General features: G+C 47.0%; 25 protein-coding genes. 20 read left to right on the top strand and 5 right to left on the bottom strand.

All coding sequences use genetic code 11. The annotated features are described in order from the left end of the window. The first annotated feature begins 6 nt into the window (after positions 1 to 6). Complete coding sequence (locus JQX58_RS03960) at positions 7 to 447, top strand: tellurite resistance TerB family protein (RefSeq protein ID WP_204145513.1); 441 nt, start codon at positions 7 to 9, stop codon at positions 445 to 447. Positions 448 to 491: 44 nt separating this feature from the next. Here the strand turns inward: JQX58_RS03960 and trmJ are convergent, their stop codons facing one another. Next, the gene (gene trmJ / locus JQX58_RS03955) at positions 492 to 1,265 is read right to left on the bottom strand and encodes a tRNA (cytosine(32)/uridine(32)-2'-O)-methyltransferase TrmJ (protein WP_204145512.1); all 774 of its coding nucleotides are present in this window, start codon (positions 1,263 to 1,265) and stop codon (positions 492 to 494) included. A gap of 27 nt (positions 1,266 to 1,292) precedes the next feature. Next, the gene (locus tag JQX58_RS03950) at positions 1,293 to 2,624 is read right to left on the bottom strand and encodes a J domain-containing protein (protein ID WP_239090133.1); all 1,332 of its coding nucleotides are present in this window, start codon (positions 2,622 to 2,624) and stop codon (positions 1,293 to 1,295) included. Positions 2,625 to 2,732: 108 nt separating this feature from the next. Between JQX58_RS03950 and moaC the strand changes: the two genes are divergently transcribed. From moaC to moaE, 3 genes are read left to right on the top strand one after another with little or no spacing between them, the layout of a single operon-like run. After that, a complete protein-coding gene (moaC, locus tag JQX58_RS03945; protein WP_204145511.1) occupies positions 2,733 to 3,215 on the top strand; it encodes a cyclic pyranopterin monophosphate synthase MoaC in 483 nt (160 codons plus the stop codon). Next, a complete protein-coding gene (locus tag JQX58_RS03940) occupies positions 3,208 to 3,462 on the top strand; it encodes a MoaD/ThiS family protein (protein WP_204145510.1) in 255 nt (84 codons plus the stop codon). The genes moaC and JQX58_RS03940 overlap by 8 nt, the downstream gene beginning before the upstream one ends. A 1-nt stretch (position 3,463) precedes the next feature. Beyond that, positions 3,464 to 3,934, top strand: a complete 471-nt coding sequence (gene moaE, locus JQX58_RS03935; protein ID WP_338040662.1) for a molybdopterin synthase catalytic subunit MoaE — start codon at positions 3,464 to 3,466, stop codon at positions 3,932 to 3,934. Between the two features lie 6 nt (positions 3,935 to 3,940). On the opposite strand, the gene JQX58_RS03930 is transcribed toward moaE, so the two are convergent. Beyond that, a complete protein-coding gene (locus JQX58_RS03930; RefSeq protein ID WP_204145509.1) occupies positions 3,941 to 5,191 on the bottom strand; it encodes a tyrosine-type recombinase/integrase in 1,251 nt (416 codons plus the stop codon). A gap of 138 nt (positions 5,192 to 5,329) precedes the next feature. Here JQX58_RS03930 and JQX58_RS03925 point away from each other — a divergent pair, with 138 nt between their 5' ends. The 5 genes from JQX58_RS03925 (at position 5,330) to JQX58_RS03905 (ending at position 8,773) form a co-directional block, all read left to right on the top strand. Beyond that, positions 5,330 to 6,427, top strand: coding sequence for a mannose-1-phosphate guanylyltransferase (locus JQX58_RS03925; RefSeq protein WP_204145508.1), 1,098 nt, complete (start codon positions 5,330 to 5,332; stop codon positions 6,425 to 6,427). A 13-nt stretch (positions 6,428 to 6,440) separates the two neighbouring features. Beyond that, positions 6,441 to 6,686 carry a hypothetical protein gene (locus JQX58_RS03920; RefSeq protein ID WP_204145507.1) on the top strand — a complete coding sequence of 82 codons (246 nt, stop codon included), beginning with the start codon at positions 6,441 to 6,443 and terminating at the stop codon, positions 6,684 to 6,686. Positions 6,687 to 6,700: 14 nt separating this feature from the next. Continuing rightward, entirely contained in the window at positions 6,701 to 7,372 is a 672-nt protein-coding gene (locus JQX58_RS03915) for a phosphohexomutase domain-containing protein (protein WP_204145506.1), read from the top strand. Beyond that, a complete protein-coding gene (locus JQX58_RS03910) occupies positions 7,311 to 8,114 on the top strand; it encodes a phosphohexomutase domain-containing protein (RefSeq protein WP_204145505.1) in 804 nt (267 codons plus the stop codon). The genes JQX58_RS03915 and JQX58_RS03910 overlap by 62 nt, the downstream gene beginning before the upstream one ends. A gap of 386 nt (positions 8,115 to 8,500) precedes the next feature. After that, on the top strand, positions 8,501 to 8,773 hold the full coding sequence (locus tag JQX58_RS03905; protein WP_204145504.1) for a hypothetical protein: 273 nt from the start codon (positions 8,501 to 8,503) through the stop codon (positions 8,771 to 8,773). A gap of 73 nt (positions 8,774 to 8,846) precedes the next feature. Here the strand turns inward: JQX58_RS03905 and aroA are convergent, their stop codons facing one another. After that, positions 8,847 to 10,124 (bottom strand): 3-phosphoshikimate 1-carboxyvinyltransferase, encoded by a 1,278-nt coding sequence (gene aroA / locus JQX58_RS03900; RefSeq protein WP_204145503.1) that lies wholly within the window; start codon positions 10,122 to 10,124, stop codon positions 8,847 to 8,849. Between the two features lie 340 nt (positions 10,125 to 10,464). Here aroA and JQX58_RS03895 point away from each other — a divergent pair, with 340 nt between their 5' ends. The 3 genes from JQX58_RS03895 to JQX58_RS03885 are packed head-to-tail and all read left to right on the top strand — an operon-like array spanning position 10,465 to position 14,891. Then, positions 10,465 to 10,974 (top strand): putative pterin-binding protein, encoded by a 510-nt coding sequence (locus JQX58_RS03895; protein ID WP_239090132.1) that lies wholly within the window; start codon positions 10,465 to 10,467, stop codon positions 10,972 to 10,974. 15 nt (positions 10,975 to 10,989) lie between these two features. Further along, a complete protein-coding gene (locus JQX58_RS03890; RefSeq protein ID WP_204145502.1) occupies positions 10,990 to 13,773 on the top strand; it encodes a hybrid sensor histidine kinase/response regulator in 2,784 nt (927 codons plus the stop codon). Positions 13,774 to 13,820: 47 nt separating this feature from the next. Then, positions 13,821 to 14,891, top strand: a complete 1,071-nt coding sequence (locus tag JQX58_RS03885; RefSeq protein WP_204145501.1) for a response regulator — start codon at positions 13,821 to 13,823, stop codon at positions 14,889 to 14,891. A 30-nt stretch (positions 14,892 to 14,921) separates the two neighbouring features. Here JQX58_RS03885 and JQX58_RS03880 read toward each other — a convergent pair whose 3' ends face one another. Continuing rightward, positions 14,922 to 15,413, bottom strand: coding sequence for a YchJ family protein (locus JQX58_RS03880; RefSeq protein WP_204145500.1), 492 nt, complete (start codon positions 15,411 to 15,413; stop codon positions 14,922 to 14,924). Between the two features lie 76 nt (positions 15,414 to 15,489). Between JQX58_RS03880 and sbcB the strand changes: the two genes are divergently transcribed. The 8 genes from sbcB (at position 15,490) to JQX58_RS03840 (ending at position 26,141) form a co-directional block, all read left to right on the top strand. Then, complete coding sequence (gene sbcB / locus JQX58_RS03875) at positions 15,490 to 16,938, top strand: exodeoxyribonuclease I (protein ID WP_204145499.1); 1,449 nt, start codon at positions 15,490 to 15,492, stop codon at positions 16,936 to 16,938. Positions 16,939 to 16,972: 34 nt separating this feature from the next. Then, positions 16,973 to 18,004 (top strand): AI-2E family transporter, encoded by a 1,032-nt coding sequence (locus JQX58_RS03870; protein WP_204145498.1) that lies wholly within the window; start codon positions 16,973 to 16,975, stop codon positions 18,002 to 18,004. Positions 18,005 to 18,188: 184 nt separating this feature from the next. Next, the gene (locus tag JQX58_RS03865; protein WP_204145497.1) at positions 18,189 to 20,018 is read left to right on the top strand and encodes a DEAD/DEAH box helicase; all 1,830 of its coding nucleotides are present in this window, start codon (positions 18,189 to 18,191) and stop codon (positions 20,016 to 20,018) included. A 108-nt stretch (positions 20,019 to 20,126) separates the two neighbouring features. After that, entirely contained in the window at positions 20,127 to 21,161 is a 1,035-nt protein-coding gene (gene pyrC, locus JQX58_RS03860) for a dihydroorotase (protein ID WP_204145496.1), read from the top strand. Positions 21,162 to 21,321: 160 nt separating this feature from the next. After that, a complete protein-coding gene (locus JQX58_RS03855) occupies positions 21,322 to 21,831 on the top strand; it encodes a DUF411 domain-containing protein (protein ID WP_204145495.1) in 510 nt (169 codons plus the stop codon). Positions 21,832 to 21,930: 99 nt separating this feature from the next. Then, entirely contained in the window at positions 21,931 to 22,812 is an 882-nt protein-coding gene (locus JQX58_RS03850; RefSeq protein ID WP_204145494.1) for an AEC family transporter, read from the top strand. Positions 22,813 to 22,912: 100 nt separating this feature from the next. Continuing rightward, a complete protein-coding gene (locus tag JQX58_RS03845; protein WP_204145493.1) occupies positions 22,913 to 23,350 on the top strand; it encodes a MerR family transcriptional regulator in 438 nt (145 codons plus the stop codon). Further along, positions 23,343 to 26,141: a copper-translocating P-type ATPase gene (locus JQX58_RS03840; protein WP_338040661.1), complete on the top strand. Its 2,799-nt coding sequence runs from the start codon at positions 23,343 to 23,345 to the stop codon at positions 26,139 to 26,141. The genes JQX58_RS03845 and JQX58_RS03840 overlap by 8 nt, the downstream gene beginning before the upstream one ends. Positions 26,142 to 26,203 lie beyond the last annotated feature (62 nt).

Genomic DNA, 26,203 nt, shown 5'->3' with positions numbered 1-26,203 from the left:
ATTTGTATGTTAAATGCATTAAAACAATTATTTTCTAGTTCCGAGGAACAGCCAGATCCGATCAGTTATCAACGCGCTGTTGCGGCGTTGCTGCTGGAAGTAGTGATCGCAGACGAAGAGATTGACCCAAGAGAAGAACAAGCAGCGAAAGAGGCCATTAAGTCAGTCAGTGTGCTGGGTGATGATGTGGAGGCATTATTTGAAGAAGTTAAAGCTTCTATTGATGATGCACATGATGCGTATCAATTTACCAAAGTGATCAACGATCAGGCCAATTTGGCGCAAAAGTTTGAGTTACTTAAATGTCTTTGGCGTGTTGCTTTGGCGGATGGCAATATCGATGCCCATGAAGATCACCGCATCCGCAAAATCAGCGAATTGCTATTTATGCAGCACTCAGAATTTATTCAAGCTAAGTTGGCGGTCCAAGAAGAATTGCAGAACTAGTGTGACACGGCGCTGCCAAGATGGCAGCGCCGTGATCGAGCTGGTTAATTGTCAGACGGGTTGTCTTTTTGCTCTTGCTTAACTTGGTGGCTCATGCCTTCGCTTAGACCCGCCTCACGATCCACCGCTGCCAACACGCCACGAAGTATGCCAAGTTCTTGCTTTTCTGGGCGTGAGCGATTGAAGTAACGTTTCAATTTGTCTAACACCTTGCCTGGGTGATTACGCACAATGAAATTGATGCCGTATAGGGTTTCCTCAAGGTGCTCGTAGAATAAATCCATCTCTTTTTTACGCGGGTATTCAGGTACGCTTTTCTCATGCACAGTTTCGTTTTGGTGTGCCATCCAAATCTCGTAGGCAACGATCTGAACCGCTTGGGAGATGTTGAGTACAGGGTATTCATCGTTGGCGTCGATGTAGACTTGGCGGTGGCATTGGGCAATTTCTTCATTAAGCAATCCCATGGTTTCTCGACCAAACAGAATCGCAACATTATGATCCTTCGCTTCCGGTATCACCGTCTCACCGCATTCACGAGCATTCATGATCGGCAACTGAAACGTGCGGTGACGCGCTGAAGTACCAATCACCAAGCTACAGTCGCCAATAGCTTCTTCAAGGGTGCTGACGATGGTCGCATTTTCTAGCAAATCTACCGCACCCGCTGCGCGGCTTGTGGCTTCTTCAGACGGGTAATCATTAGGGTCGACCAAGTATAAGTTAGTCAGTCCCATATTTTTCATGGCACGGGCAACCGCGCCGACATTACCTGGGTGGAAGGTATTGATAAGAACAATGCGAATATTGCTGAGCATGTAGTAAAACTCGTTTGCGTTATAAGGTTACTGAGAGGTTGTGTTTCTAAGCGTCAGCGATTGTTCGGTGCCAGCGAAGTTGACGCTGTCCATGACGATACGCTGCTGTTTATCAAACAGGAAACTTTGACAAGCGTGATGATACAGTGAACCTGTCTCTAACACCAACCGATAACGCCCACGTGGGATAAAGTTCGCGGCAAACGGTTGTTGTGCTTGTAGATAAATGGAAAACGGCGCTTGGCCATCTAACGACTGAAAGCGTAACAAGCTGGCTTGGTCTTGTTGGTTGACGATTCGTAGCCTGCTATTGCCCTCAACGGTAGCACCGATGACAGCACCATGGCGTGGTGCCAACCCAGGTTGGCCTAGGCAGCCAGTCGATTGGGCGTGCTGAAACGAGCCGAAGCCCAGATTTTCTACTTTGGCCCAGCCGCTGTAGTTCTCATAAGACAGGGTGAGCCATTCGCCATCCATACGCTGCACGCGAACATCTTGGTTAACAGGGATCGTCGTTTTGATCTCTGATGCAACGCTAGGCTCGGTAAACAAACGAGCATCATTTAACGTATGGCTAGAACCACTACGGAATTGGGGATATAGACCACTAATGTATGGGGTTTTGAGCGTGCTCACTGAGCTGTTTTGATGATCTTGCCAATACAAGGTGGCATAGCCTCCCGCAGCAAAGACACCGATATAGGTAGTGGCGATGAATGCTGCTTTGGCAGCATGCAGACGCAAAGGTCTAACGCTTTGTGGCGTCACTTCAGGTTGTGGGCCATTTGCGTCGCTAGCCTTATCAGAATGCTGAGCAAAGTCGTACTGTGCATTTCGGTCCTGATCCTCTGAATACCAGTCACTTTGGTTGTTGTGAGCTTTATGTTGATCAGCTTTACGCATCTCTTCATAAAGCGCATGCATGCGACGCTGATGTAGCGTGCTGCGCGCTGTGCGCAACGCTTCTTCGCGGGCACGTTCATGGCTGGCGTTTTCACGCTTCATGTCTTGGTAGGCGCGTTGTTGCTCTTTGACGTACTCGCGTTGCTTGGCGTCACTGTCGAAGTGATTGGGTGCCTGGTCACTTCTTGTGGCGCCGCGGCTGGCTTGCTCGGTAAACGAGTAGGGTTGCCATTGCTGCCCTTGGCTTTGTCGGATCGCCGCTAGCACATTTTGATAGGCATCATGAATCCGCTGAAAATGCTCAGTGGTGTCTTGATTAGGGTTTTTGTCAGGATGGTAACGACGCGCGAGTCGACGGTAGGCGGCTTTGGCTTCCTGCTCTGTCGCGTTGGTCGGTAACTCTAGAATATTAAAGTCGTCAATTAGGCTCATACGTTCAAAGTGCGTCAATTTCAAAACATTATGCCTTATAAACGGCGAACAACAAACCTAGGACGGCAAACAAGCTTGATTTGTGCTGACGTTTTGCCACTATAGGCTTTTTTGACAAACGGTAGAGTAGGCATGAGCGACACTTTGACCCATTTAGACGCCAACGGCCACGCACACATGGTAGATGTGAGCGAAAAAGACATTAGCAAACGCACCGCGACGGCACGCTCTTTAGTACGTATGTTGCCAAGCACCCTCAAAAAAGTCATGGAAGGCGGATTACCAAAAGGCGATGTACTTGCCACCGCGCGTATTGCTGGTATTCAAGCGGCTAAAAAAACCTCAGATTTGATTCCATTGTGTCACCCGCTGATGCTAACTAAGGTGAGTGTTGAAATTGATGTGGTAGATGACGAGCACATTGAGATTTTGTGTACCTGCGCTTTGTCGGGCAAAACAGGTGTTGAAATGGAAGCGCTAACGGGTGCCAGCGTTGCCGCACTGACCCTGTACGATATGTGTAAGGCAGTTGATAAAGGAATCGTCATTACACAAACAGCTTTGCTTGAAAAGCACGGCGGAAAAAGCGGTTCTTGGAGTGCGAATAATGCCTAGTATTAATGTTGTATTTTTTGCCTCACTGCGTGAAACCCTAAAATCCGATGGGGTAAGCGTCGAGCTTGAGCAGCCGCTTACGGTTTTTGAGTTAAAACAAAAGTTAGCCCAGCAATTGGATCAACCAGTGCTACTAGAGGACACTGTCAAAACCGCCATCGATTACGATTTTGCCCGTGATACCGATATTATTGATATTGAGACGGTGCACGAAGTTGCATTCTTTCCACCGGTTACCGGAGGTTAGTGTGTCAGATTCGCGCATGATTAATACTCAGACCATTTCGGTGCAAGAAGCGGATTTTAATGTTCAGACCCTCTATGAGTCGCTCTGTGTACCGCATAAAACTGGTGCAGTCGCGATGTTCGTAGGTCGAGTTCGAGATTTTAGCGAGAATCCCGAGCAATCCAGTTTTGTGCTGGAACATTATCCTGGCATGACCGAGCGCAACATCGAAAAGATCGTCGCCCAAGCCCAACAACGCTGGACGTTGTTGGGGGTAAAGGTAGTGCATCGGGTAGGTGAGCTTGGGGTGGATGATCAAATTGTCTTTGTGGGTGTGGCATCGGCGCATCGAGCTGAAGCCTTTGCGGCTTGCGACTTTATTATGGATTATCTAAAAAGCCGTGCCGCGTTTTGGAAAAAAGAAATTACGCCTAAAGCTTCCAACTGGGTGGAAGCTAAGCAAAGTGATGAAGACAGTTTGCAACGCTGGTGAGCATCGTTAGTGTGGTCGTAAGGATTTCTTACGACCACTGGCATGACGCTCTCGGTATTCCGTATCAATATAGCGATCGGTCGTCGCCATACTGGCATGGCCTGCGTCCTCGCGCACATGCTCTTTCGGGCGCACTTTAACATCTTCTGAAATGCCTGTATGACGTAACCAGTGCACGGTAGCAACACGTAAATCATCTGCATCGCTCTTCATGCCATCGTCACACATTCGATAGTAAGCTTGGTCAAAACAAAACTGCACAATATTACGTACTTGGCGTGAGCTAGTCATCGCACCTTGGCCGCGATTTTTGGGGATTAAAGCGGTCTGCTCAGCCACCGTTGGCAAGTCGGGTAGTTGGCGAAAACGACGGTAGCGCACTAGCGCACTAAGCATTTCATCCGAGACACTGACTAAACGCTCTTTGTTGCCTTTAGACAGCACCTTGAACCACCAGTGTCCGTCCGTATCTTTGATAAAATCGCCCATGGTGGGGGCCGAGCGCTCATCGGCGACCAGTTCTGAAATTCGCAAATACATGCCCAGCAGGGCATTCATAATGAATAAGGTGCGCTCGTGAGTCGCTGGGTCTTGTTCCGCTAAAAGCTCAGCTGTCTCGATGACATAATCCCACTGTAAGTTGGAAATACGTCGCACTTGGCGTCGCGTTACTTCCTTTTTAACGAACTTGCTTTTTTGGCGAATCAGCGCGACAGGATTCTGTTGCACCGCTTCCTCTTGCATTAAGAAGCCATAATAAGACGATAGAATTGAAAAAGTAGCGCGGATGGCTGCCTGAGAAAGACTGTATTGCTGGGACAAAGGCACTTGGCCATTGCGAAAGTCTAGCTTGGACACATGAGCTACAAAGGGGCGCCAAGCATCATTAGGTACGCGCTCACCCATTAGGTTTTTGAAGCGGGCGACATTTTTGGTACCGATCCAGCTCTCTGGCGGGCTATTACAAAAATGAATGAATTCTTCGATCTGATCGCGACGTAAAGCCAGTGCCGGGGTCTCCATCACCACCCAAGACCATAACAACAAACGCTCGACTTCACGGCGATAGGAGTTAAAGGTCGCTTGAGAGCCGTTGTAGCTATAGATGAAGCACAATGCTAATTGCAGGTCACGCTGATAATCTTCTTCACGCAGCTGCGGCACTGCATTTTTTAAGGGCGCGATAATAGTCGGAAACTGAGTATAAGGATTGGGTAGGTGCTCAAGATTATCAATCAGCGGCAGTGGAGCGTTCATAAACCGTGGCGTGACCTTAGTAATTTAACAGCGGAATTGGCATAAACCGACAGGTTATCCCTAATAAGGCATAGGTTCAATCTCGGATTTCGATTATCATGGCGGTTCTTTCATTTCCAACCTTTAGTAATAGTCTGCATGCAATCTGTGATACCCGTGATACTCTGCGGTGGTGCTGGTAGTCGCCTTTGGCCAGTATCGAGACAGCAGCACTCCAAGCCTTTTTTACGTTTACCTGATGGCGACACTTTGATGGCTAAAACCCTAAAGCGAGCACTTGGCAGCGGGGCGGTCGAGCAATTGATCATTGTCACTAATCGAGATCATTATTTTACCGTTAAAGACGAGGTAACGCGGGCATTAGCCGATCATCCAGAGTTATCCGTTATTACGGTGCATTATGTGTTAGAGCCTATGGCGCGCAATACTGGCGCGGCGATTGTAGCAGCGGCGTTACACGTACAATCGGTTGTTGCTGAGGACGCATTGTTAGTCGTTATGCCCGCAGACCATTTGATTACCGATGAAGTTGCTTTTCAGCGTGCCCTAAGAGTTGCGACGCCGCTGGCTCAGCGAGGACAGCTAGTAACATTTGGCATTACGCCGACACGCCCAGAGACCGGGTTTGGCTACATCCAAGCAGAAGTCGATCAGACTACTGAGCATGCTCAGGTTAAACGTTTTGTTGAAAAGCCGAATTTAGCCACCGCTCAAGCCTACTTAGCTTCCGGCGACTATTTATGGAATGCAGGTATTTTCTGCTTTGCGGCGCAAAGTCTACTTGAGGAAGTGTCACAGCATAGTCCAGCTTTACTAGAGAACACGACAGCGGCCTACGTACAGGGGCAGTTGGCGCGATTAAATGTGGGCTTACAAGTAGAACTGGATCCTAAGCTGTTTACAGATGTACCAAATTTATCCATCGATTATGCCGTACTAGAGCACAGTCGAGCTGTCAGTGTGGTGCCTTGTGATATGGATTGGTGTGATATCGGTTCTTGGAGCGCCTTGTCGGAATTGTTCGAAGGCGATCAAGAAGGTAATCGCACCCACGGAACGGTTCATACCCAATCTAGCCGCGACTGTATCATTTATGCAGAGCAAGGTTTGGTGACTACTTTAGGGGTTGATAACCTGATTATTGTACAAACACCGGATGCGGTGTTAGTTACTCACAAACATTCTGAGCAAGCGATAGGGCTGTTAGCCAAATCACTTGACGATCAATATACTTAAAAGAGATTTTTTCATGCCGCAATGGTTACGCTATCTACAATTTGGTCAACGTCCGCCGTCGCTCTGGTTATTAAGACCTTTATCGCTTTTAACCGCACTGGTACTGGCGACGCAAGCTCAAAAACTTGAGCCAGTATGGTTGCAACACTCGGTATCTGGGGTGTTAGCCCTGTTATTACTGTGGTGCTTTATTTGGTTGGTGTGGCACTTGCGCGTGCGCTTAAAGCAACATAAACATCGTAATCAGCCGCCCAAGTGAAAATAGAGCAGGGTTTGCGCTCAACTGACATCCAATTTGGCACCAGTGGCGCCCGCGGATTAGTTGCCCATTGGCGCAATGATGTGGTCGCCGCTTACACATTAGCGTTTGTGCAGACGTTGCAGCAGCAGGGAATACAACTTGATCGTTTGGCGCTTGGTATTGACCGACGTCCCTCCAGCCCCTGTATGGCGGCGGTGATCGCTGGTGTGTTGCAGGCCTGTGGCATCGAGGTCGACTATTTTGGCATCCTGCCAACACCGGCCTTAGCATTACACGCCATGAAGCAAGGTTCCCCCGCCATCATGGTCACCGGAAGCCATATTCCATATGACCGAAATGGCCTAAAGTTTTACCGCCCCGATGGGGAAATCGATAAGCATGACGAAGCTTTGCTGTGCTCACAACAAGGCAATATACCTGACTATAAGCCATTTTTACCCGCAACGGATGATCGTGCTTTAGAGACATACTTTCAGCGCTACACACGCCCCTTTACGCCAAGCGTGTTAAAAGGGTGGCGCATTGGCTTGTATCAGCATAGTGCAGCAGGACGTGAGGTGAGCCTGCGTATTTTGCAGACATTAGGTGCGACGGTAATCTGCCTTGGTGCAAGCGAAACGTTTGTGGCGCTGGACACAGAACGTTTCGCTTGCAGATCAGCGACGTGCGAGATATTGGGCTAAGCACTATCAGCTAGACGCCATTTTTACCACTGATGGTGACGGTGATCGGCCTTTGGTGGCCGATGAAACTGGACAGTGGCTAGCAGGTGATAGCCTTGGCATGCTGTGTGCTCAGTACCTAGGTGCCACTGGGTTGGCCGTGCCTGTCAATGCTAACAGCGCTGTTGAGACCTACCTTAGAATACCTGTGATACGCACCAAAATTGGCTCACCTTATGTGATCGCAGCCATGCATCAAGCGGCAGCGACATCTAACTATGTAGCAGGCTTTGAGTGTAATGGTGGCTTCTTATGTGCTTCGTCAATGATCCTAGCGGGTAGCCAGATTGATGCACTGCCGACTCGTGATGCATGGCTGCCATTTATTTGTTTATTGAATATGGCTAATGAATCCCGCTTGACGCTGTCGCAATTAATAGCCACTCTGCCAAAGCGCTTTTGTGCTAGTGATCGTTTAAAAGAGTTTCCTAGATACAAGGCACAAGCCTATTTAACTCACTGGCGCAACGATATTGAATCGCTACAGACGCTAATTGATCGGTCTACAAAGATCACCGATATGAATAATACGGATGGTTTAAGAGTGACCTATCAAGATGGATTGATCCTGCATCTTCGGGCATCGGGTAACGCGCCAGAATTACGCTGCTATTGTGAGGCGGATTGTCCTGAAACGGCACGCCAATACGTGATAAAGGTGTTAGAGAAAGTCTCGACACTCCCTGATATATCGAATAATTAGTGTGTTATTGATCGAATATATCGATTTCAAATATGTAAAGAGAGCAACAGACGTTGTTAACGTCATTCAAGTATCGTGCATACGATTAGGCATACATGCACGTTAACGTCATTGCCCCAAAAACCTATCAGTTTGAATGATGCCATCTAGGGCAATGGTGTGCTTCATCTATTCATAAAGACTAATATGTGATCGTATTGTGTATTAATTTGCTGTCTTTGTGCGCAAAGTCAGGCAAAAAGCACTCTTTTGCGGTCTTGGCAAGAACTTGGGAATAGGTCGCTAGAGCTCTATTTTACGGTCAAAATTGCACTAATATTAATTCCATCAGTAAGCAAATTGACTCGCTTAAGAACACTAATATGCAACCTTGATGGAGGTTTATTATGAAAAAACTAATGGCTCTTACCGCTGCAACAATCGCTACAGCATCTATGACGACAACCGTTTTAGCAGCAGATGATCAAAATGTTGTCGGCGACTTACGTGATGCTCGCGCAAGCTACGAAGCGCTATCTACTCAGCTTGAGTTAATGGGTTATGAAGCGCAAGACGTGAATTTCAATGGCCCAGTGACCATGGGGCAAAAGGTTGAAGTGTATGAAGAGCGCCATGACCAGCTTCAAGAAGTTTATAATGAGCTCAGTGCCGCTCAGTAATCTTTCAGCGAGCATAGATATGAAAAAGCCCCGTAGCGTTTGCTACGGGGCTTTTTTACTATTACGTCTCTTATTATTGCGTGATTTGCTTGAATAAGTCGAAGTAAGTAGGGAAGGTTTTCGAGGTACAGCCTGGGTCATTAATGGTGACGGGGCTGTTTGAAAACGCCACAAGCGAGAAGCACATCGCAATACGGTGATCATTATAGGTATCGATCGCAGCGTGTTGCACGTCTTTTAATGGCTGTACTGTAATGTAGTCTTCACCTTCGATAACGTCAGCGCCTAGCTTTTTCAGTTCGGTCGCCATCGCGTACAAACGGTCAGTCTCTTTTACGCGCCAGTTGTAGATATTACGAATAGTCGTTGGTCCTTCAGCAAATAGGGCTGTCGTCGCGATGGTCATCGCCGCATCAGGGATGTGGTTCATATCCATATCAATGCCCTTAAGCTCACCGCGCTCCGCCTCAACCCACGTTGGGCCGTAGGTAATCTTAGCCCCCATCGCTGCAAGAGCATCGGCAAATTGTACGTCACCTTGCACGCTGTCAGAGCCCACCCCATGAACTTTGATCTTGCCACCGGCAATCGCCGCAGCGGCTAAGAAGTAAGACGCAGAGGAAGCATCGCCTTCAACCATGATTTCGCCGGGGCTGTGGTAGGTTTGCTGGCCTTTGATAACAAAGGCTTTATAGTCTTGGTTTTCAACCACCACGCCAAATTGCTGCATCACGTGCAAGGTAATATCAATGTATGGCTTAGATACTAACTCACCTTCGACATTGATGGTCAAATCGCCCTGCGCCAGCGGTGCGCTCATTAATAACGCCGTTAAAAACTGACTAGAGATGTTGCCTTTGATAGATACTTGTCCACCAGGCAAGCCATTGGCGTTAATTTTTAGCGGTGGATAGTAGTCATTTTCTTCGTATTGAACGTCGACGCCTAACGATTGCAACGCTTCCACTAGGTCGCCAATCGGGCGCTCGTGCATACGTGGCTCGCCATGCAGGCGGTACTCACCAGAACCAAGACATAATGCGGCGGCAAGAGGGCGCATAGCTGTCCCTGCGTTACCTAAAAACAGATCTGCATGCTCAGCATTGATCGGGCCGCCTAAGCCTTCGACGGTACAGGTACGACCATCGTCTTCAAGGTGATAGTTTACGCCCATTGTCTTTAGTGCGTTTAACATATGACGGATGTCATCGCTGTCTAATAGGTTAGTAATCTTGGTGGTGCCTTTAGCAAGGGTTGCTAATAGCAAAATACGGTTGGATAAACTTTTCGATCCTGGGATTTGGATTTCGCCGTTTGCCGACGATAAAGGGCCTAAAGTAATGGCGTTCATTGAATCTTCCAATTGGTCGCGTAAGCCAGAGAATCAGCTTAGTTCGTCATTTTATTACAAGTGCCGTTACGATACGTTTAGTCGTGGGCAAACTCAACATATTTAGGCATTTTTTGGCCCACTCCTAGCCGATCATTTTAGATGGGTGGGTAGGCTACTATGTTTCGTTAAGTACGATTAATTAAGAGGTTGTCTTGGTCGAATGTATGTCGACTCTTACATTGATTTGCAAAGGGTTATCTTTAAGTAAAGATTGGTAATCGCTGTCTTACTTATTCGCTCATCTACTTATATGATGCAATTAATGGCTACTGTTTCAGGTTCAATAGGGAGTTAAGTTATGTCAACCTCATCAATGACTTTAAAAACACTGGCAGGTATGGGTGTTATTTGTTTCGCACAAACAAGCATGGCGTTAGACGCTCCAACAGGGCGTGTAATTTTAACCGTCTCAGGCAATATTGAGCACACCAACGCAGAGGGCGTGGCGCGTTTTGATCGCGACATGTTGTTGCAACTTGGGGTCAAAGAGTTAACCACGGACACACCTTGGACTGAAGGCGTTAACACCTTTAGTGGGCCTCAGTTGTCAGCGCTGCTTGATGCCGTGGGGGCACAAGGGGAAAACTTATCGGTCACGGCGCTTAATGACTACAGTGCCAACGTGCCGACAGCTGATGCTTACCAACACCATATTATGCTGGCGTTGGACATGAATGGTAAAAAAATGTCGGTGCGCGACAAAGGGCCGATTTTTGTCTTATACCCGTTTGCTGAGGACCCGTCACTGAATAATGAGGTCATTCATAACCGTTCGGTTTGGCAAGTCAAATCCATCAATGTCGAATAAGATGATCATTTTTCTATGAAGTCTGTATTGAAGGCGAAAGGTGGCGTTTTTATCGCCGGACTTGTAGGCACTGCCTCCATCTTTTTGATTGTGGTGGCGGCTTTGTATGTACAGATTTTAGAGCGCCAAGCAGAGTTGCTCTCAGCGGCAGAAGAAGACGCTCTCTGGGCGTCTTATCAGCTTGACCGAGAAACGCTGAAGCTGCGTAATGCCGTACGCTTAATACCGCAAGATCAAACAGCGCCTAACTACGAACAACGTTTGGACGATGCACGTTTGCGTTTCGATATTTTGTACAGTCGTCTCAATGTCATTTCCGCAGGACAGCTCAAAGAGCTGTTTAACAAAATCTCCAATTCACAAGAACATCGTCTCGAATTACGTCGTCAAATAGATGAGATTGATGCGTTGTTATTTGTCGCAGACGAGCAGAGATTAGATCTCAACAGCATTACAGATCATGTAGAAGCGCTTCTCAATAAAACCGAGTCTATTGTATTTGATGCTTTAGAGCGTCGCTCGGCAGATAAGGTGGCCGAACGCACAGAAATGAATCGCTTATTTGGCTATTTGGGGGGGCTGGTATTTTTACTCACCATAACCATGGTAGTGATCATTATTATGCTGGTACGCCAAGTACGCTTAAGCATTCGTTCCTACAACAAGACCAAAAAACTGGCGAATGAGCTACAAAAAACAGCCATTGCTGCTCAAGCAGCCACGCAAGCCAAATCAGATTTCCTGGCCACCATGAGTCATGAAATACGCACTCCGATGAACGCAATTTTGGGCATGTCGCACCTAGTGCTGGACTCAGAATTGCAAGCTAAGCAGCGTAACTACATCGAAAAGATTCAAAGCTCAGCTAATAACTTATTGCTGATTATCAATGATATTCTCGACTTTTCTAAAGTGGAAGCCGGCAAACTACAGCTTGAAAACACACCATATTCTCTAGACAACGTTTTAGAGTACGTCTATGAAATATGTCGCAAACAAGCGCAAGATAAAAATTTACAGTTTGTGATTGAACGCGATGTGCGCTTAGAAGATGAAATGGTTGGGGATGTGACACGTGTTAAGCAGATTTTAGTCAACGTTGTAGGTAACGCTGTAAAATTCACTCATGAAGGGCAAGTGACGCTCTCGGTAACAGAGCAGGATGGCCAAGTACTGTTTAAGGTGACAGACACCGGTATTGGTATCGCCGAGGATAGCAATATTTTTGAAGGCTTTAGTCAAGCCGATACCAGTACCACACGTCTTTATGGTGGCACTGGACTTGGATTAGGTATTTCAAAACGCTTAGTTGAATTAATGGAAGGCTCAATTACTTTCACCAGTGAGTTAGGTAAAGGGTCTTGTTTTTCTGTCACACTGCCTATGCCTGCGGTGCTGCATGAAAAACTGACACTAGAGGCGTCGGTTAATTGCTTAGAAGATGATTACGCCTTACAACTGCGCTTGAATAGCTTAGGCATTGACTACACCAAACACTGTTTGAGTGCTCCCCCTGCGGCCGCAAGACACTATCTATTTATCAGTCATCTGTATTACAGCGCTCTTAGTTCTGAAATGGAGCAGCAGATACATGAATTGTATCAAGGTCGTGTATTACTGATTGGACGTCTGGTAAATGGTCAAGAACCCAATTTTCATTGGCGTCAACTAGGTTTAATTACGCCGAGTCGCTTGAATCGCTTCTTTGAACAACATCAAATCAATGCGCTAGCCAACGATCCAACCTCCAGCGAGGCGCTTGAGCCTTACCGAGAATGTGACAGTTTGCTTGGCAAACGCATTCTGTTGGCAGAAGACAATGTAGTCAATGCAGAAATAGCGTCAGCGCTGTTGGAAAAATTAGGGGTGCTGGTCGATTGTGTGAGTAATGGTAAAGAAGCGGTTGAGGCCGCCAGCAGAACTACTTACGACTTGATACTGATGGATGTGCAAATGCCATTGATGGATGGCTATGAAGCGACAAGGGGGATCATCCAAAACTTAGGTGACAATCATCCTCCGATTTTGGCGCTAACCGCAGGCGCATTAGACTCTGACCGTCAGTTCGCTTTAAGCTCTGGTATGAGTGACTTTTTGACCAAGCCCTTAGACCCTTTGCTGTTACTGAATAAACTAGAAGAGTGGCTAGTTGAGTCGTCTGTCATAGCTGTCATGCCAGACTTGGGGCAACAGGGCAATTCGAAGGTATTTTCTCCTGAACTTGGCTTGTACCGCGTGGGAGGGGACAAACAGCGTTTTCAAGACATGTTGACGCGCTTTTTGACCTTACTCGAACCTTATAAAGGCTTGCACAAGTCCAACAAAAAGTTACCTACTACCAGCTATGAGTTGCATAGTATAAAAGGTGCTGCAGCCAATATAGGTGGCGAAGCTTTTGCGGCGAATATTGCAACACTAGAACAAGCTTTGAATCCAAGTGGCTCGCCAGCCACGTCAGATCATTCGGTACAGATTAACCGAGTCATCGAGAGTGCTGTCGAGCTGAGTCGTGAGATCAATGAATATCTCAAGACATCGACTGGCGCGCCTGCATTAGCTCAGACACCCTCACAGCCTAGCCTTAAGGATGAGGAGTTGGTGGTGCTTATTTCTCAGTTAATCGAAGAATTAGAAATGGGCGTTGCCGATGTGGAACAACACACGGAAGCTTTGCTAGAAAAAAGTCACGCTAAGCATTTACGCTATTTGCAAAATGTGCGGGATAAAGTGGTTAGCTACGACTACGATATAGCTATTGATCTTCTTGAGCACCTAAAGAAAAAGCTTGAGGCTGCCTAACACAGTGTAGAGGTTGAGTAAGAGCCGTGGTATTTGATTTAGATTACATGAATGAGAATTTACTGGCCTTCGAGGCGGGTGCAGGACGTAAAAGCGTACTGCTAGTAGATGATCATGCCGACAATATCGATATTCTTAAGGGCATCCTCAAGGATCACTATGATTTATACGCGGCTAAAAATGGCCAGATGGCGCTAAAGATTATTGACTCCAAGCTGCCTGACATAGTGTTGCTAGACATCATGATGCCTGGCATGAATGGTTATGAGGTCTGTGAGCAGATTAAGGCTAATCCAGCTACCCAACATATTCCTGTCATTTTTATTACTGCTATGACGTCAGTTCAAGATGAGCAACGTGGATTTGAGGTGGGGGCGGTGGATTTTATCACTAAGCCGATCACGCCACTGACAACCTTGGCTCGAGTTGCCAATCATATTGCTTTGTCTGAACAAGATAAACGTAATCGCTTGATCATAGAGCAACGCACATCCCAGCTTAAAGAAGCATTGGTATCGGCAGTGAACATGCTCAGCGAGGCGGGCACCTACAATGACGAGCACACTGGCTCACATATGTGGCGCATGGCCGATTATTGTGCTGTGCTGGCACGTAGCTTAGGTTGGCCTGAGGATAAGGTAGAGCATCTACAGCTCGCCGCACCGATGCACGATACGGGCAAAATAGGCATCCCTGATTCGATTCTTAAAGCGCCACGCAAACTGACCGAAGAAGAGTGGGTTATTATGCGTCAGCATCCATCGATTGGCGCTGAGATTTTAGGGAAAAGCCAAGCACCGCTGTTTCAAATCGCGGCTCAGGTGGCGCTTGGTCATCATGAAAAATGGGATGGTAGTGGTTACCCTAAAGGCCTCGCCGGTGAAGACATTCCGATTGCGGCCCGCATTGTCGCCCTTGCCGATGTGTTTGATGCACTGACAATGGAACGCCCTTACAAAAAAGCTTGGCCTATAGAGGAGGCGTATCAGTATCTTCGCGACCAAGCTGGCTCGCATTTCGACCCGAAACTGGTTGAGCTATTTATTGCGCAAGATGAAGAAGTTCGGGCCGTCAAACGCTCTTGGGAAGAGCGTGAGCAGATGAATGCGGTATCATAAACAACCTGTCTTCACTTGCTCTGATAACCATCAACCACAACATTTCTTGTACTTTTTACCAGAACCACACGTGCATGGGTCATTACGACCCACTTTTTCTACCGCTTTTGTCGCAGGTTTGACCTCATGTTCCCCTGCGATGTAAAGCCATCGCCCATCGACTTTTTCAAATAATGAGCGCTCTTGCAGTTGACCACTATGCTGGCCTTCTTGGAAGTGAGCGGTAAAAGCCACCATGCCAGTCATGTCGTCTTCTTGCCCATCTTGGGTGTCGTTAATTTCAAGCTCTAGCCATTGGGTTTGGCCATTACTTTGAGCAATGTCGTCGCCGCGAATGTCTGGTTCATTGATAAGCCGTTGTGTGGCAGCAATGTAATCAAAGTAGCCAAGGGCGAAAGCGCTATAACGTGAGCGCATTAATGCTTCAGCGGTCGGGGCGTTTTGTGATTGGTTGTGATACTTACCACAGCAGGCGTCATAACTAGCATTTGCACCACAAGGGCAAGGTGATTGGCTCGACATCGGAACTCCTTGGTCGCCAAGTTCTTGTTTAGATGCGTATAATACTGAAAATCTTAACTTCAGACAGGACTAATTTGTGAGCAACAATACGACGACCTCGTTTTTTTGGTACGACTTTGAAACCACAGGTGTAGACCCTGCAAAAGATCGCCCGATGCAATTTGCCGGTATACGAACAGATTTAGATTTCAATCCAATTGGTGAGCCGATCATGCTCTACTGCAAGTTAGCGGATGATGTCTTGCCTCACCCAGATGCTTGCCTGTTAACCGGTATCACACCACAAGATGCGATTCGTGAAGGCTTAAACGAAGCTGAATTCATGGCAACGATTGAGAAAGAGTTATCTGAGCCTGGCACGTGCTCACTTGGCTACAATACGTTGCGCTTTGATGATGAAGTGGTCCGCCATAGCTTTTATCGTAACTTTATCGATCCTTATGCACGTGAATGGCAAAACGGCTGCTCACGCTGGGATGTTATTGACCTTGTGCGTATGGCGTTTGCCATGCGTCCAGAAGGTATTGAGTGGCCGAAGAAAGAAGATGGTAGCTACTCACTTAAGCTTGAGGATTTGACCAAAGCTAATGGTATTGCTCACGAGCAAGCCCACGACGCGCTATCTGATGTGCATGGCACCATTGCAATGGCTAAGCTAATCAGAGATAAGCAGCCTAAACTGTACGACTACTATTTTTCCATGCGCGATAAAGGCTCTTTGCAGGACTTTATTGATCCCATCCGTATGAAACCGTTTTTGCATATCTCTGGTATGTTTGGGCAAGAGAAGAAGTTTGCTGCTTTTGTGGCCCCGCTTGCGCCGCACCCCACCAATAAAAATGGCGTCATAGTGTACGATTTAATGAGTGATGCTCAGCCGTTGCTAGATTTGAGCGTGGATGAAATTCGCGAAAGGGTATTTAGCAGCAAAGAAGCGCTGGGTGAGACAGAGCGCTTACCCCTTAAAGTCATTCATATTAACAAGTGTCCAGCGGTGGCGCCGGCGACCTTTTTAAAAGATGAAGCCGTCGTTAAACGTTTAGGACTGAGCGGTGATATCTGTCGTGACAATCTAGCTAAACTGCGTGCCGAAGGCGGCTTAGCAGCGAAGCTATCACAGGTCTTTATGCAAGAGTACGACAAGATTGATAAAGACCCTGACTTGATGCTTTATAGCGGAGGGTTCTTTTCACGTGACGATAAGGCGCGTATGGAGCAAATTCGAGCCACACCCAGAGAAATTCTAGGCGAACTGGAACTGACCTTTGATGATAGACGCTTGCCAGAAATGTTTACTCGCTATCTCGCTCGCAATTATCCAGATCAGCTAAACAGCACTCAACGCGAGGAGTGGGAAGAGCATCGACGTGTGAAATTACTGCAAAAGGACGGCGGTGGTAGCCTGACTATGGAAGAATTTTTTAAACGCCTCAATGAGCTGGCAATGGACGAAAGTTTAGCGGATAGTAAGCGCATCATGTTGCAGGATCTTGCTGATTATGCACAGGGCATTTATCCCTATTAAAAAGTAGGGCAAGGATTTAAATAGGGAATCATTTATGGCGGAAACTCGTAGTGCCACGCAATGGCTGATCAGCATTGCTGCTTTTATTTTGATCATCGCAGGGCTTAAAGAAGCATCACAAGTGGTAGTGCCGTTTATGTTGGCAGCCTTCATCGCCATCATATGTTCGCCATTTTTAAATTTTCTCACGCGTCGAAATGTCCCCACTTGGGCAGCCATTATCATAATCGTTTTTGTGATCTTGCTGCTGCTAAGCTCTATTGGACTGTTAGTCGGTGCTTCTTTAGATAACTTATCGCAACAGCTGCCTGAATACCGAGAGCGTTTCGCCAGTGAAATGTCGATGATCTTTAATCATCTCAGCAGTGTTGGGATTAATATCTCTTATGAGCAAGTCAAAGGCTATGCTGATCCATCGTCGCTTATGAGTCTGTTTACCAATACCTTGGCAAGTTTGGGCAGTGTCCTTACCAATATGTTTTTGGTCATCATGACCGTAGTGTTTATTTTATTAGAAGCATCTGAAATCCCGAAAAAACTCGCCTACGCATTAGATGACTCAGGTCATTCGATGGAACGCGTTAATCAATTTATCTCGACCGTAAATCGCTACTTAGTCATCAAGACTTTGGTCAGTATCGCAACCGGTGTATTTATTACCATTTGGGTATCGGTTTTGGGTCTAGATTTTCCCATTATCTGGGGTGTGTGTGCGTTCTTGCTTAATTTTGTCCCCAATATAGGTTCGATCATTGCCGCGGTGCCCGCTGTGTTTTTAGGCTTTGTTCAGCTCGGTGCCTTCGATGCTTTTATGGTGGGAGTAGGATTCGTCATTGTGAATGTGGTGATGGGGAATTTCATTGAGCCACGTTTCATGGGGAAGGGAGTCGGATTATCGCCACTGGTCGTATTCTTATCTTTAATCTTATGGGGCTGGGTGTTTGGACCGGTCGGAATGCTACTATCGATCCCTCTGACCATAATCCTGAAAATCGCATTTGAAGCGAATCCTAAAATGCGTTGGCTAGCGGTAATGATTGATTCAAAAGCGCCTCCGCAGCAATAAGCAGTTGTCTTCCATATAAAAACCACTCAAATTGCAAATATCCAGTGTACTGCATTTAGCTGGATATTTGCACGGTTCCCTGCGCTAAGCTCTGGACTTGGCAGAAAAATTGCACTATAATTTGCGATTGTTTTTTACTGTGCGAAAGCGCACGTCTCTTATCCTACTAAAGGTTACCATCTACATGTCTGACGCTGATATTCAGCCAATTACTTTTGATTCATTGGGCTTGGCCGCCCCAGTCCTAAAAGCGGTTAGTGAACTAGGTTACGAACAACCCTCTGCCATTCAGGCGCAAAGTATTCCATTTTTGTTAGAAGGGCACGACCTTCTAGGTCAAGCGCAGACAGGTACGGGTAAGACGGCAGCTTTCGCTCTGCCATTGCTATCTCGCATTGATGTAGCAAATAAAGCACCACAATTATTGGTGTTGGCGCCAACTCGTGAGTTGGCTATTCAGGTTTCTGAAGCGTTCCAGAGCTACGCTCGCCACATTCCAAATTTCCATGTATTGCCTATCTACGGTGGCATGTCTTACGACTCACAACTTCGCCAGCTAAAACGTGGCGCACAAGTAGTCGTTGGTACGCCTGGTCGTGTGATGGATCATATTCGTCGTAAAACATTGCAGCTAGATGGCCTTCAGTCGCTAGTACTGGATGAAGCTGACGAAATGCTACGCATGGGCTTTATCGACGATGTCGAGTGGATCTTGGAGCACACACCTAAGACACGCCAAATCGCATTGTTCTCTGCAACGATGCCAAGCGTTATTCGTAAAGTGGCGAATCAACACTTAACGAATCCAAAAGAAGTTAAGATCCAAACTAAAACGTCTACTGCAACGACGATTACTCAAAAATACTGGCAAGTAAGTGGTCTTCATAAGCTAGATGCGTTAACACGTATTCTAGAAATGAATGAACACGACGGTATGATCATCTTCGTACGAACTAAGGCAGCAACCGTTGAGTTAGCTGAGAAGCTAACCGCTCGTGGCCATGCTTGTGAAGCTCTAAACGGTGACATTAGCCAGAACCTACGTGAGCGTACCGTTGAGCGTATCAAGAAAGGTCAGATCGACATTCTTGTAGCGACTGACGTTGTCGCACGTGGTCTTGACGTTGATCGTGTTAGCCACGTTGTGAACTACGACATTCCTTACGACACTGAGTCTTACGTACACCGTATCGGTCGTACTGGCCGTGCTGGTCGTACCGGTACTGCGATTCTATTCGTCGGTCATCGTGAGCGTCGCATGCTGCAACAAATCGAACGTGCGACTCGTCAAACGATCGAGCGTATGCAGTTACCGACGGCAAATGACATCAATGAACAACGTATTGCACGCTTTAAGCAGCGCATTACTGATACCATTGATAACGAAGATTTGGATTTCTTTATCGAGCTGATGGAAAGCTACCAGCAAGATAACGAAGTGGATCCAACGAAAGTTGCTGCAGCACTAGCTTACATGGCACAGGGTAAAACACCTTTGCTACTAAAAGAGATGGAAGTTAAGCAACGTGATCGTAGCGAACGCCCAGAGCGCTCTGAACGTGGCGATCGTGGTCCACGTAAACCACGTAACTTGACTAAAGAAGCTCTGCCGCTGAAAGACAATCCATCTCAAGAGATGAAGCGTTACGTGCTGAAAGTCGGTTACCGTGACGGCGTTAAGCCAGGTAACATTGTAGGTGCCATTGCTAACGAAGCAGATTTAGATAGCCGTTTAATCGGTCATATTGAAATCTTCGAAGACTTTGCGACAGTTGATCTGCCAGCAGACATGAACAAGCAAGCACTTGGCAAACTGGCCAAAACACGTGTTTGTGGTCAGCGTTGTGATCTGACCGCTGTTGAAAATGTTGATGAAAAGTCGCTAGACCGCCCAGCGGGTGGTAATGGTAACCGTCGTCGCCAAGGTAATGACCGTGGTGGTGAGCGTAAGCCACGCAGTTTTAACAAGGATCGTGGTGATCGTAAACCACGTCCTCGTTCAAACCGAGACTAGTTTTAAAAGCCGAGCATTGCTCGGCTTTTTATTGCACAAAAGATATGACGATTTGCGCTGTGGGGCGCAAATCATTTAGACAATCCGATTGAGAAGTAGGTTTTTTAAATGGATCAAATTACTATTATTCGCCCTGATGATTGGCACCTCCATTTCCGTGATGACGATATGCTGGGCGAAACCGTTCCTGCAACAGCTCGTTGTTTTGGGCGTGCGATTGTGATGCCAAACTTGGTACCACCAGTAACCAATGCTGAGCTTGCTAATGCTTACCGTGGTCGTATCGAAGCAGCGATTCCTGCTGGCAGTGCGTTTAAACCTTTGATGACCATTTACCTAACGGATCAAACCTCTGTAGAAGATATTCGTGCTGCCAAGGCAGCAGGTGTTGTCGCAGCAAAAATGTATCCAGCTGGCGCAACTACTAACTCTGATTCAGGTGTTAGCTCGTTAGATTCATTGTACCCAGTGTTCGAAACCTTGGCCGATGAAGGCATGCTGCTACTGCTTCATGGTGAAGTGACCCAAAAACATATCGATATCTTTGATCGTGAAAAAGAGTTTATCGATCAGCACTTGGTGAAAATCGTCGAAAAAATCCCGCATCTTAAGGTAGTTTGTGAGCACATTACTACCAAAGACGCAGCGGATTTTGTCATGTCAGCGCGTGAAGGGGTGGCAGCCACGATCACACCGCAGCACCTATTGCTAAACCGTAATGATATGTTGGATGGCGGCATACGCCCACATAACTACTGCCTGCCAGTTTTGAAGCGTTCGACTCACCAAGAGGCACTTCGTGTTGCTGTACAAAGTGGCTCGTCGCGCTTCTTCCTGGGTACTGACTCAGCACCGCATGCGCGTCACCGTAAGGAGTCAAGCTGTGGTTGTGCCGGCTGCTACAGTGCTTGGTCAGCGATCGAGTTGTACACTCAAGTATTCGACGAATTGGGCGCGCTAGATAAGCTTGAAGGGTTTGCAAGTTTACATGGGGCGGATTTTTACGGGTTGCCACGTAATACCGACACCATCACCCTTGTACGTGAGGAGTGGACTGTGCCGGACGCTATCGCGCTGCCGTCAGGTGAGCCGATCGTTCCTTTCTTTGCTGGTAAATCTGTAGGTTGGAAATTAAAAGTCTAACGCCCGTCAGTCTATCAAGCCCGACTAAGCTCTGCTTGGTCGGGCTTTTTTTTTGCGCAAAAATGAATGGCCCATTAACTGAATGCGTGTTTTCTAATGAAACGGCTAGCTGATAGAATAATGTTGTTATTTTATACAGTTAAAGTCAGAGGGATAATTTTTGAAACGTTTGCTTAGCAGCTTAATGATTGCGTCCGTACAAGTATCTATTCTACTTGGCTCAAGTTCAATTGTTCTGGCCAGTAGCGATACCAGTGTTATAGCTGAAGATGAACTTTTAGAAATCCATAAAAGCCCAAGCTGTGGCTGCTGCACAGATTGGGTAGAGCATATGCAGGGCCATGGTTTCAGTACCCAAGTGCAACACTCAAACGCATTAACGGAAATCAAAAATTCGGCAGGTATACCCGCTAACGCTCGCTCATGCCATACGGCAATCTCACGTGACGGCTACGTGTTTGAAGGCCATATTCCGGCGAAATTTGTCGCACAGTTTTTAGCGCAGCCACCAGCTAATGCTAAAGGTTTAGTGGTTCCTGCGATGCCGGTAGGCTCTCCAGGTATGGAGTACAACCATCAATTTATGGCGTATACCATTTTCCAGCTTAATGAAGATGGTTCTTTGCATCCGTACGCAGTGATCGAAACCATGGCAGAGCAATACGAGTAAGCCCTTTTATCGTTTGGCCTTCATGGATGATTCAGTTCGCAGTAGAATAATGTGTACTCGATCATATTAGCGACTTATTCACCCATGTAAGGACACCCTATGCTTGCTGTCTTCGCGCAAGCCGTTACCCCGATTGTGCTATTGGCGGGACTCGGCATTTTCCTCACTAAAAAAACGCCTTACTTAGACAGTCCGCATCTTGGTGCGCTGGTCTCCAATGTCGGGTTACCTGCATTATTATTGCACTCAGTGTTAACCATGCAGATGGACTTGTCTGGCATGGCCAAAATTGTGCTTGCCACTTTGACGGTATTAGTCAGCGTCGCACTTGTCAGTGCGGTGTTACTGCGCCTACTTAGGTTACCAACACGGTTTTATCTACCACCTTTGGTCAATCCGAACACCGGCAACTTGGGCATACCTGTTGCGTTTGCGCTATTTGGTGAGCAAGGACTTGCGGTGGCGGTCGTCGTCAGCTCTGTCGTGCAGGTAAGCCACTTTACCCTTGGCGTTGGCTTTATGTCGGGGCAATATCATCCAGCTCAATTACTTAAAAATGGACCTGTCGTGGCGTTGTTAATGGGCGCCTTATTACTGCTGTTGCCATGGTCTATGCCAACCCCTGTAATGAACAGTTTAGGAATGCTCAGTGCTATCACCTTGCCGATTATGTTGATGCTATTAGGAAAATCATTAGCCAATTTATCCTTTACTGATAAAGATGTGCTTGGCCGTGCACTCGGGCTAGGGCTGTTGCGGCCCCTTATGGGGGCTGGTATTGCTGCTTTGATTGTGCCTTGGTTTGGTTTTAGTACTATTCAAGAGGCAACTATTATAGCTCTGCAAGGCATGTCGGTGGCCGTTATCAGCTATATGCTAGCGACCAAATTTGAGGGGCCAAAAGATGAGATTGCGCTAATGATCTTGATTTCATTGCCCGTATCACTCATCGTCGCCGGCACCGTTTGGTGGCTTTACTAGGTAATCCTTCCTTAAAACTCATTTCATTTACATATTTGTTTGACCTATGTGTAACCCATAGGTTGTATGCTTAGAGATAGTAAATGGATGAGGAAGGGTTATGAAAGTTAGTGAATTGGCCAACGCCGCTCAAGTTACCCCTGAAACAGTACGTCATTATACCCGCGAAGGCCTGATCAAAGCCGGTCGCAATCCTAGTAATGGCTATCAAACCTACAATGAAGACGCGCTGCGTCGTTTGCGTTTTATTCAACAAGCCAGAACCTTAGGTTTTAGCCTGAAGCAAGTTGCGGAAATCTTTGAGCAGTCTGATTCCGGAGACTCTCCCTGTCCATTAGTGCGTGACCTTTTGCGTCAAAAAGTCCCGGAAACCAAACAACAAATTGCCGAGCTACAGTCTCATTTAGCCAAAATGGAAGCCGCTCTGGCGGCTTGGGATAAAATGGAAGACGGTGTACCAAACGGCCATTCGATTTGTTGTCTGATCGAATCATGGGAATCCAATCAATGTTGTAAGGAGGGCGACGATCGTGAGTGAATCCATTACGCAACAGCACACTTATGATTTGGCGGTCGCTGGCTTATCTTGCCAAGGCTGTGTCAGCAAAATTCGTCAAGGTATTGAGCAGCTTGACCAGCAAGTCGAGGTAACTGGCTATCCTGAGCAGCAACGCTTATTAGTGATCAGCGACTTATCACTGCAACAGGTGATAGATGTGATTACACAAGCAGGTTTTGGCTATGAAGGCTTAAACCATAGCGTCAATGCTGAGCAAATCCCCACTACAACCTATGTAGTAAGCGGACTCTCTTGCCAAGGCTGCGTTCGCAAAGTACGAACCGCGTTGCAGCAACAAGACCCTATTGCTGATGTAACAGGCTTCCCTGATCAGGACAAATTGGTCGTAACCAGCTTAATGAGCCCAGAGCAAATTGAGCAAGTCGTTACAGAAACTGGCTATCAATTTATAGGCGTTGCGGATGCACATACCGAAGCACAGCAAGAAGCCTACGTCAGCTCGCCAAGTGAGCCAACGTCACACGACAAAACAGAGCAAAACACAGAGGTTGAGCATGCTCATTTTAATTCAGAGGGCAATTCAAAAGAAACTATATCACTGTCTTTAACGGGCATTACCTGTGCTGGTTGCGTCAATACAATTCAGTCGGCGTTAAATAATGTACCTCAGGTCCACAGTGCAGAAGTTAACTTTGCCAGTCGTACTGCCCAAGTCAGTGGCGAGGTATCTGCTGAGACCTTAATTGAGGCCGTTAAAAACGCTGGCTACGGCGCAACATTGATAGAAGATCCTGCTAAGGCGCAACAGCAGCGAGCAGAGCAAGAAACTCAAGAATATCGCCGTAAAGTGCGCTACTCAATTGCGGGCCTAATGTTGGGCGTCCCACTTATGATTTGGGGATTAGCGGGTGGCTCAATGCAGGTGCAAACGCGATCTGATCAGCTCGCTTGGGGCGCGGTGGGATTCTTATCACTGCTCGTCATGTTCTATTCAGGCCGTCATTATTATCAAAGTGCTGCCCGTGCCTTTATTCATCGTCACAGTAATATGGATACATTGATCGCGATCGGCACCGGAGCTGCTTGGCTGTATTCTATGGCTGTTGTGATCTACCCAGAATGGTTACCCGCCAACGCACGACACTTATATTTTGAAGCGAGCACCATGATCTTAGGTTTGATCAATTTGGGACAAGCTTTGGAAGTCCGAGCGCGAGGCAAAACCAGCGCTGCATTGAAGCGTTTATTGGATTTAAGACCAGCGAAAGCAACAGTAATTCGTGAAGGTGTACCTCAGGAGCTAGATGTCTCTGAAATACGTCTAGGAGATGAGATACTTATCAAAGCCGGTGAGAAATTACCTGTGGATGGAAAGATTGTATCTGGTCGTTCTTCGATTAATGAATCCATGCTTACCGGTGAGCCGTTACCAGTTGAAAAGGGGATGGATGATGACGTATCCGCAGGCACTGTTAATGGCAACGGTCGTTTTCAATATCGAGCTACAAAAGTAGGTGGCGACACCTTACTTGCACAGATCATCGACATGGTGGGCAAAGCACAAAACTCTAAGCCGCCTATCAGCCGTCTCGCTGATCAAGTCTCTTCTGTATTTGTACCAAGTGTTATGATTATTGCTATTTTAGCGGCATTAGCTTGGTTCAACTTTGGCCCTACGCCTGTTGCAGTACACATGTTGGTCGCAGCCGTGTCTGTGTTGATCATCGCTTGTCCATGTGCACTTGGCTTAGCAACGCCCATTTCTACCATGATTGGCGTGGGTAAAGCAGCCGAGTATGGTGGCTTAATTCGCAATGGTGATGCACTTCAACGCGCCAGCGAAATCACGACCATGGTGCTAGATAAAACTGGCACCATCACCGAAGGCCAGCCCAAAGTGACTGAAGCGATCATTCATCAAGGTGACGAGGCGCATCTAAAGCAAGTGATCCAATGCCTTGAAGAGGGGGCCAACCATCCGCTGGCACAAGCGTTATTAGAGTACGCCAGCACCAATGAACAAGATGTTGAGCGTGCTCAACTAGAAGATTTTAACTCTGTTACGGGTCAAGGCGTAAAAGGCGTGGTTAATGGTCAGCCGTATTTACTTGGTAACGAAGCGTTAGTTAATCAAGCAGGTATTGAACTGCCTAAAGCCGCCTCTCAAGCCATAGGCAGTAGAGTATATTTAGCAAATGATTCAGCAGTGTTGGCATCATTTGTTATCGAAGATCAAATCAAGCCAACCGCTATCAAAGCGATTGAACAGTTTCACCAGCAAAACATTACGGTGATCATGCTCACTGGAGATAACGAAGTGACTGCAAAAGCAGTTGCCAGCGCTGTCGGTATTGATGACTACAGAGCCAATATGCGCCCTCAAGATAAGCTTGAACAGGTAAAACGCCTACAAGCGAACGGAGAAGTAGTGGGTATGATGGGTGATGGCATCAATGACGCACCAGCCTTAGCTCAAGCTGACGTAGGCTTTGCTATGGGAAGTGGTACGGATGTCGCTATCGAAAGCGCTGACATTACCTTAATCGGACACGATCTAACTAATATTGCCAACGTCATTGCCGTATCGAAAGCCACTTTGCGCAATATTAAACAGAATCTATGGGGGGCTTTTGGTTACAACAGTTTAGGCATTCCAATTGCGGCAGGCTTATTATTCCCTCTAACAGGCTGGTTGCTCAGCCCAGTCGTTGCAGGTGCGGCCATGTCTTTATCGTCCGTCACAGTTGTGCTTAATGCTAACCGTTTACGCTGGTTTAAACCTAAATCAGTAAAGGAGAACAACCAATGATTGTCATAAACCTGATTGGTCTAGTACTGGTTGGCTTAATTGTGTGGTGGTTTTGGCTGGGA

Source organism: Marinomonas ostreistagni (genome assembly GCF_016888445.1).
Lineage (GTDB): Bacteria > Pseudomonadota > Gammaproteobacteria > Pseudomonadales > Marinomonadaceae > Marinomonas > Marinomonas ostreistagni.
Note: the sequence above shows the minus strand (reverse complement) of the source record. Positions and strands in the feature narration are given on the sequence as shown.

What these genes read in the sequence shown, in the direction of transcription:
- JQX58_RS03960 (WP_204145513.1), top strand. Translation starts at nt 7, where the DNA reads ATGTTAAATGCATTAAAACAATTATTTTCTAGTTCCGAGGAACAGCCA.
- trmJ (WP_204145512.1), bottom strand. Translation starts at nt 1,265, where the DNA reads ATGCTCAGCAATATTCGCATTGTTCTTATCAATACCTTCCACCCAGGT.
- moaC (WP_204145511.1), top strand. Translation starts at nt 2,733, where the DNA reads ATGAGCGACACTTTGACCCATTTAGACGCCAACGGCCACGCACACATG.
- JQX58_RS03940 (WP_204145510.1), top strand. Translation starts at nt 3,208, where the DNA reads ATGCCTAGTATTAATGTTGTATTTTTTGCCTCACTGCGTGAAACCCTA.
- JQX58_RS03930 (WP_204145509.1), bottom strand. Translation starts at nt 5,191, where the DNA reads ATGAACGCTCCACTGCCGCTGATTGATAATCTTGAGCACCTACCCAAT.
- JQX58_RS03925 (WP_204145508.1), top strand. Translation starts at nt 5,330, where the DNA reads ATGCAATCTGTGATACCCGTGATACTCTGCGGTGGTGCTGGTAGTCGC.
- JQX58_RS03920 (WP_204145507.1), top strand. Translation starts at nt 6,441, where the DNA reads ATGCCGCAATGGTTACGCTATCTACAATTTGGTCAACGTCCGCCGTCG.
- JQX58_RS03905 (WP_204145504.1), top strand. Translation starts at nt 8,501, where the DNA reads ATGAAAAAACTAATGGCTCTTACCGCTGCAACAATCGCTACAGCATCT.
- aroA (WP_204145503.1), bottom strand. Translation starts at nt 10,124, where the DNA reads ATGAACGCCATTACTTTAGGCCCTTTATCGTCGGCAAACGGCGAAATC.
- JQX58_RS03895 (WP_239090132.1), top strand. Translation starts at nt 10,465, where the DNA reads ATGTCAACCTCATCAATGACTTTAAAAACACTGGCAGGTATGGGTGTT.
- JQX58_RS03890 (WP_204145502.1), top strand. Translation starts at nt 10,990, where the DNA reads ATGAAGTCTGTATTGAAGGCGAAAGGTGGCGTTTTTATCGCCGGACTT.
- JQX58_RS03885 (WP_204145501.1), top strand. Translation starts at nt 13,821, where the DNA reads ATGAATGAGAATTTACTGGCCTTCGAGGCGGGTGCAGGACGTAAAAGC.
- JQX58_RS03880 (WP_204145500.1), bottom strand. Translation starts at nt 15,413, where the DNA reads ATGTCGAGCCAATCACCTTGCCCTTGTGGTGCAAATGCTAGTTATGAC.
- JQX58_RS03870 (WP_204145498.1), top strand. Translation starts at nt 16,973, where the DNA reads ATGGCGGAAACTCGTAGTGCCACGCAATGGCTGATCAGCATTGCTGCT.
- JQX58_RS03865 (WP_204145497.1), top strand. Translation starts at nt 18,189, where the DNA reads ATGTCTGACGCTGATATTCAGCCAATTACTTTTGATTCATTGGGCTTG.
- pyrC (WP_204145496.1), top strand. Translation starts at nt 20,127, where the DNA reads ATGGATCAAATTACTATTATTCGCCCTGATGATTGGCACCTCCATTTC.
- JQX58_RS03850 (WP_204145494.1), top strand. Translation starts at nt 21,931, where the DNA reads ATGCTTGCTGTCTTCGCGCAAGCCGTTACCCCGATTGTGCTATTGGCG.
- JQX58_RS03845 (WP_204145493.1), top strand. Translation starts at nt 22,913, where the DNA reads ATGAAAGTTAGTGAATTGGCCAACGCCGCTCAAGTTACCCCTGAAACA.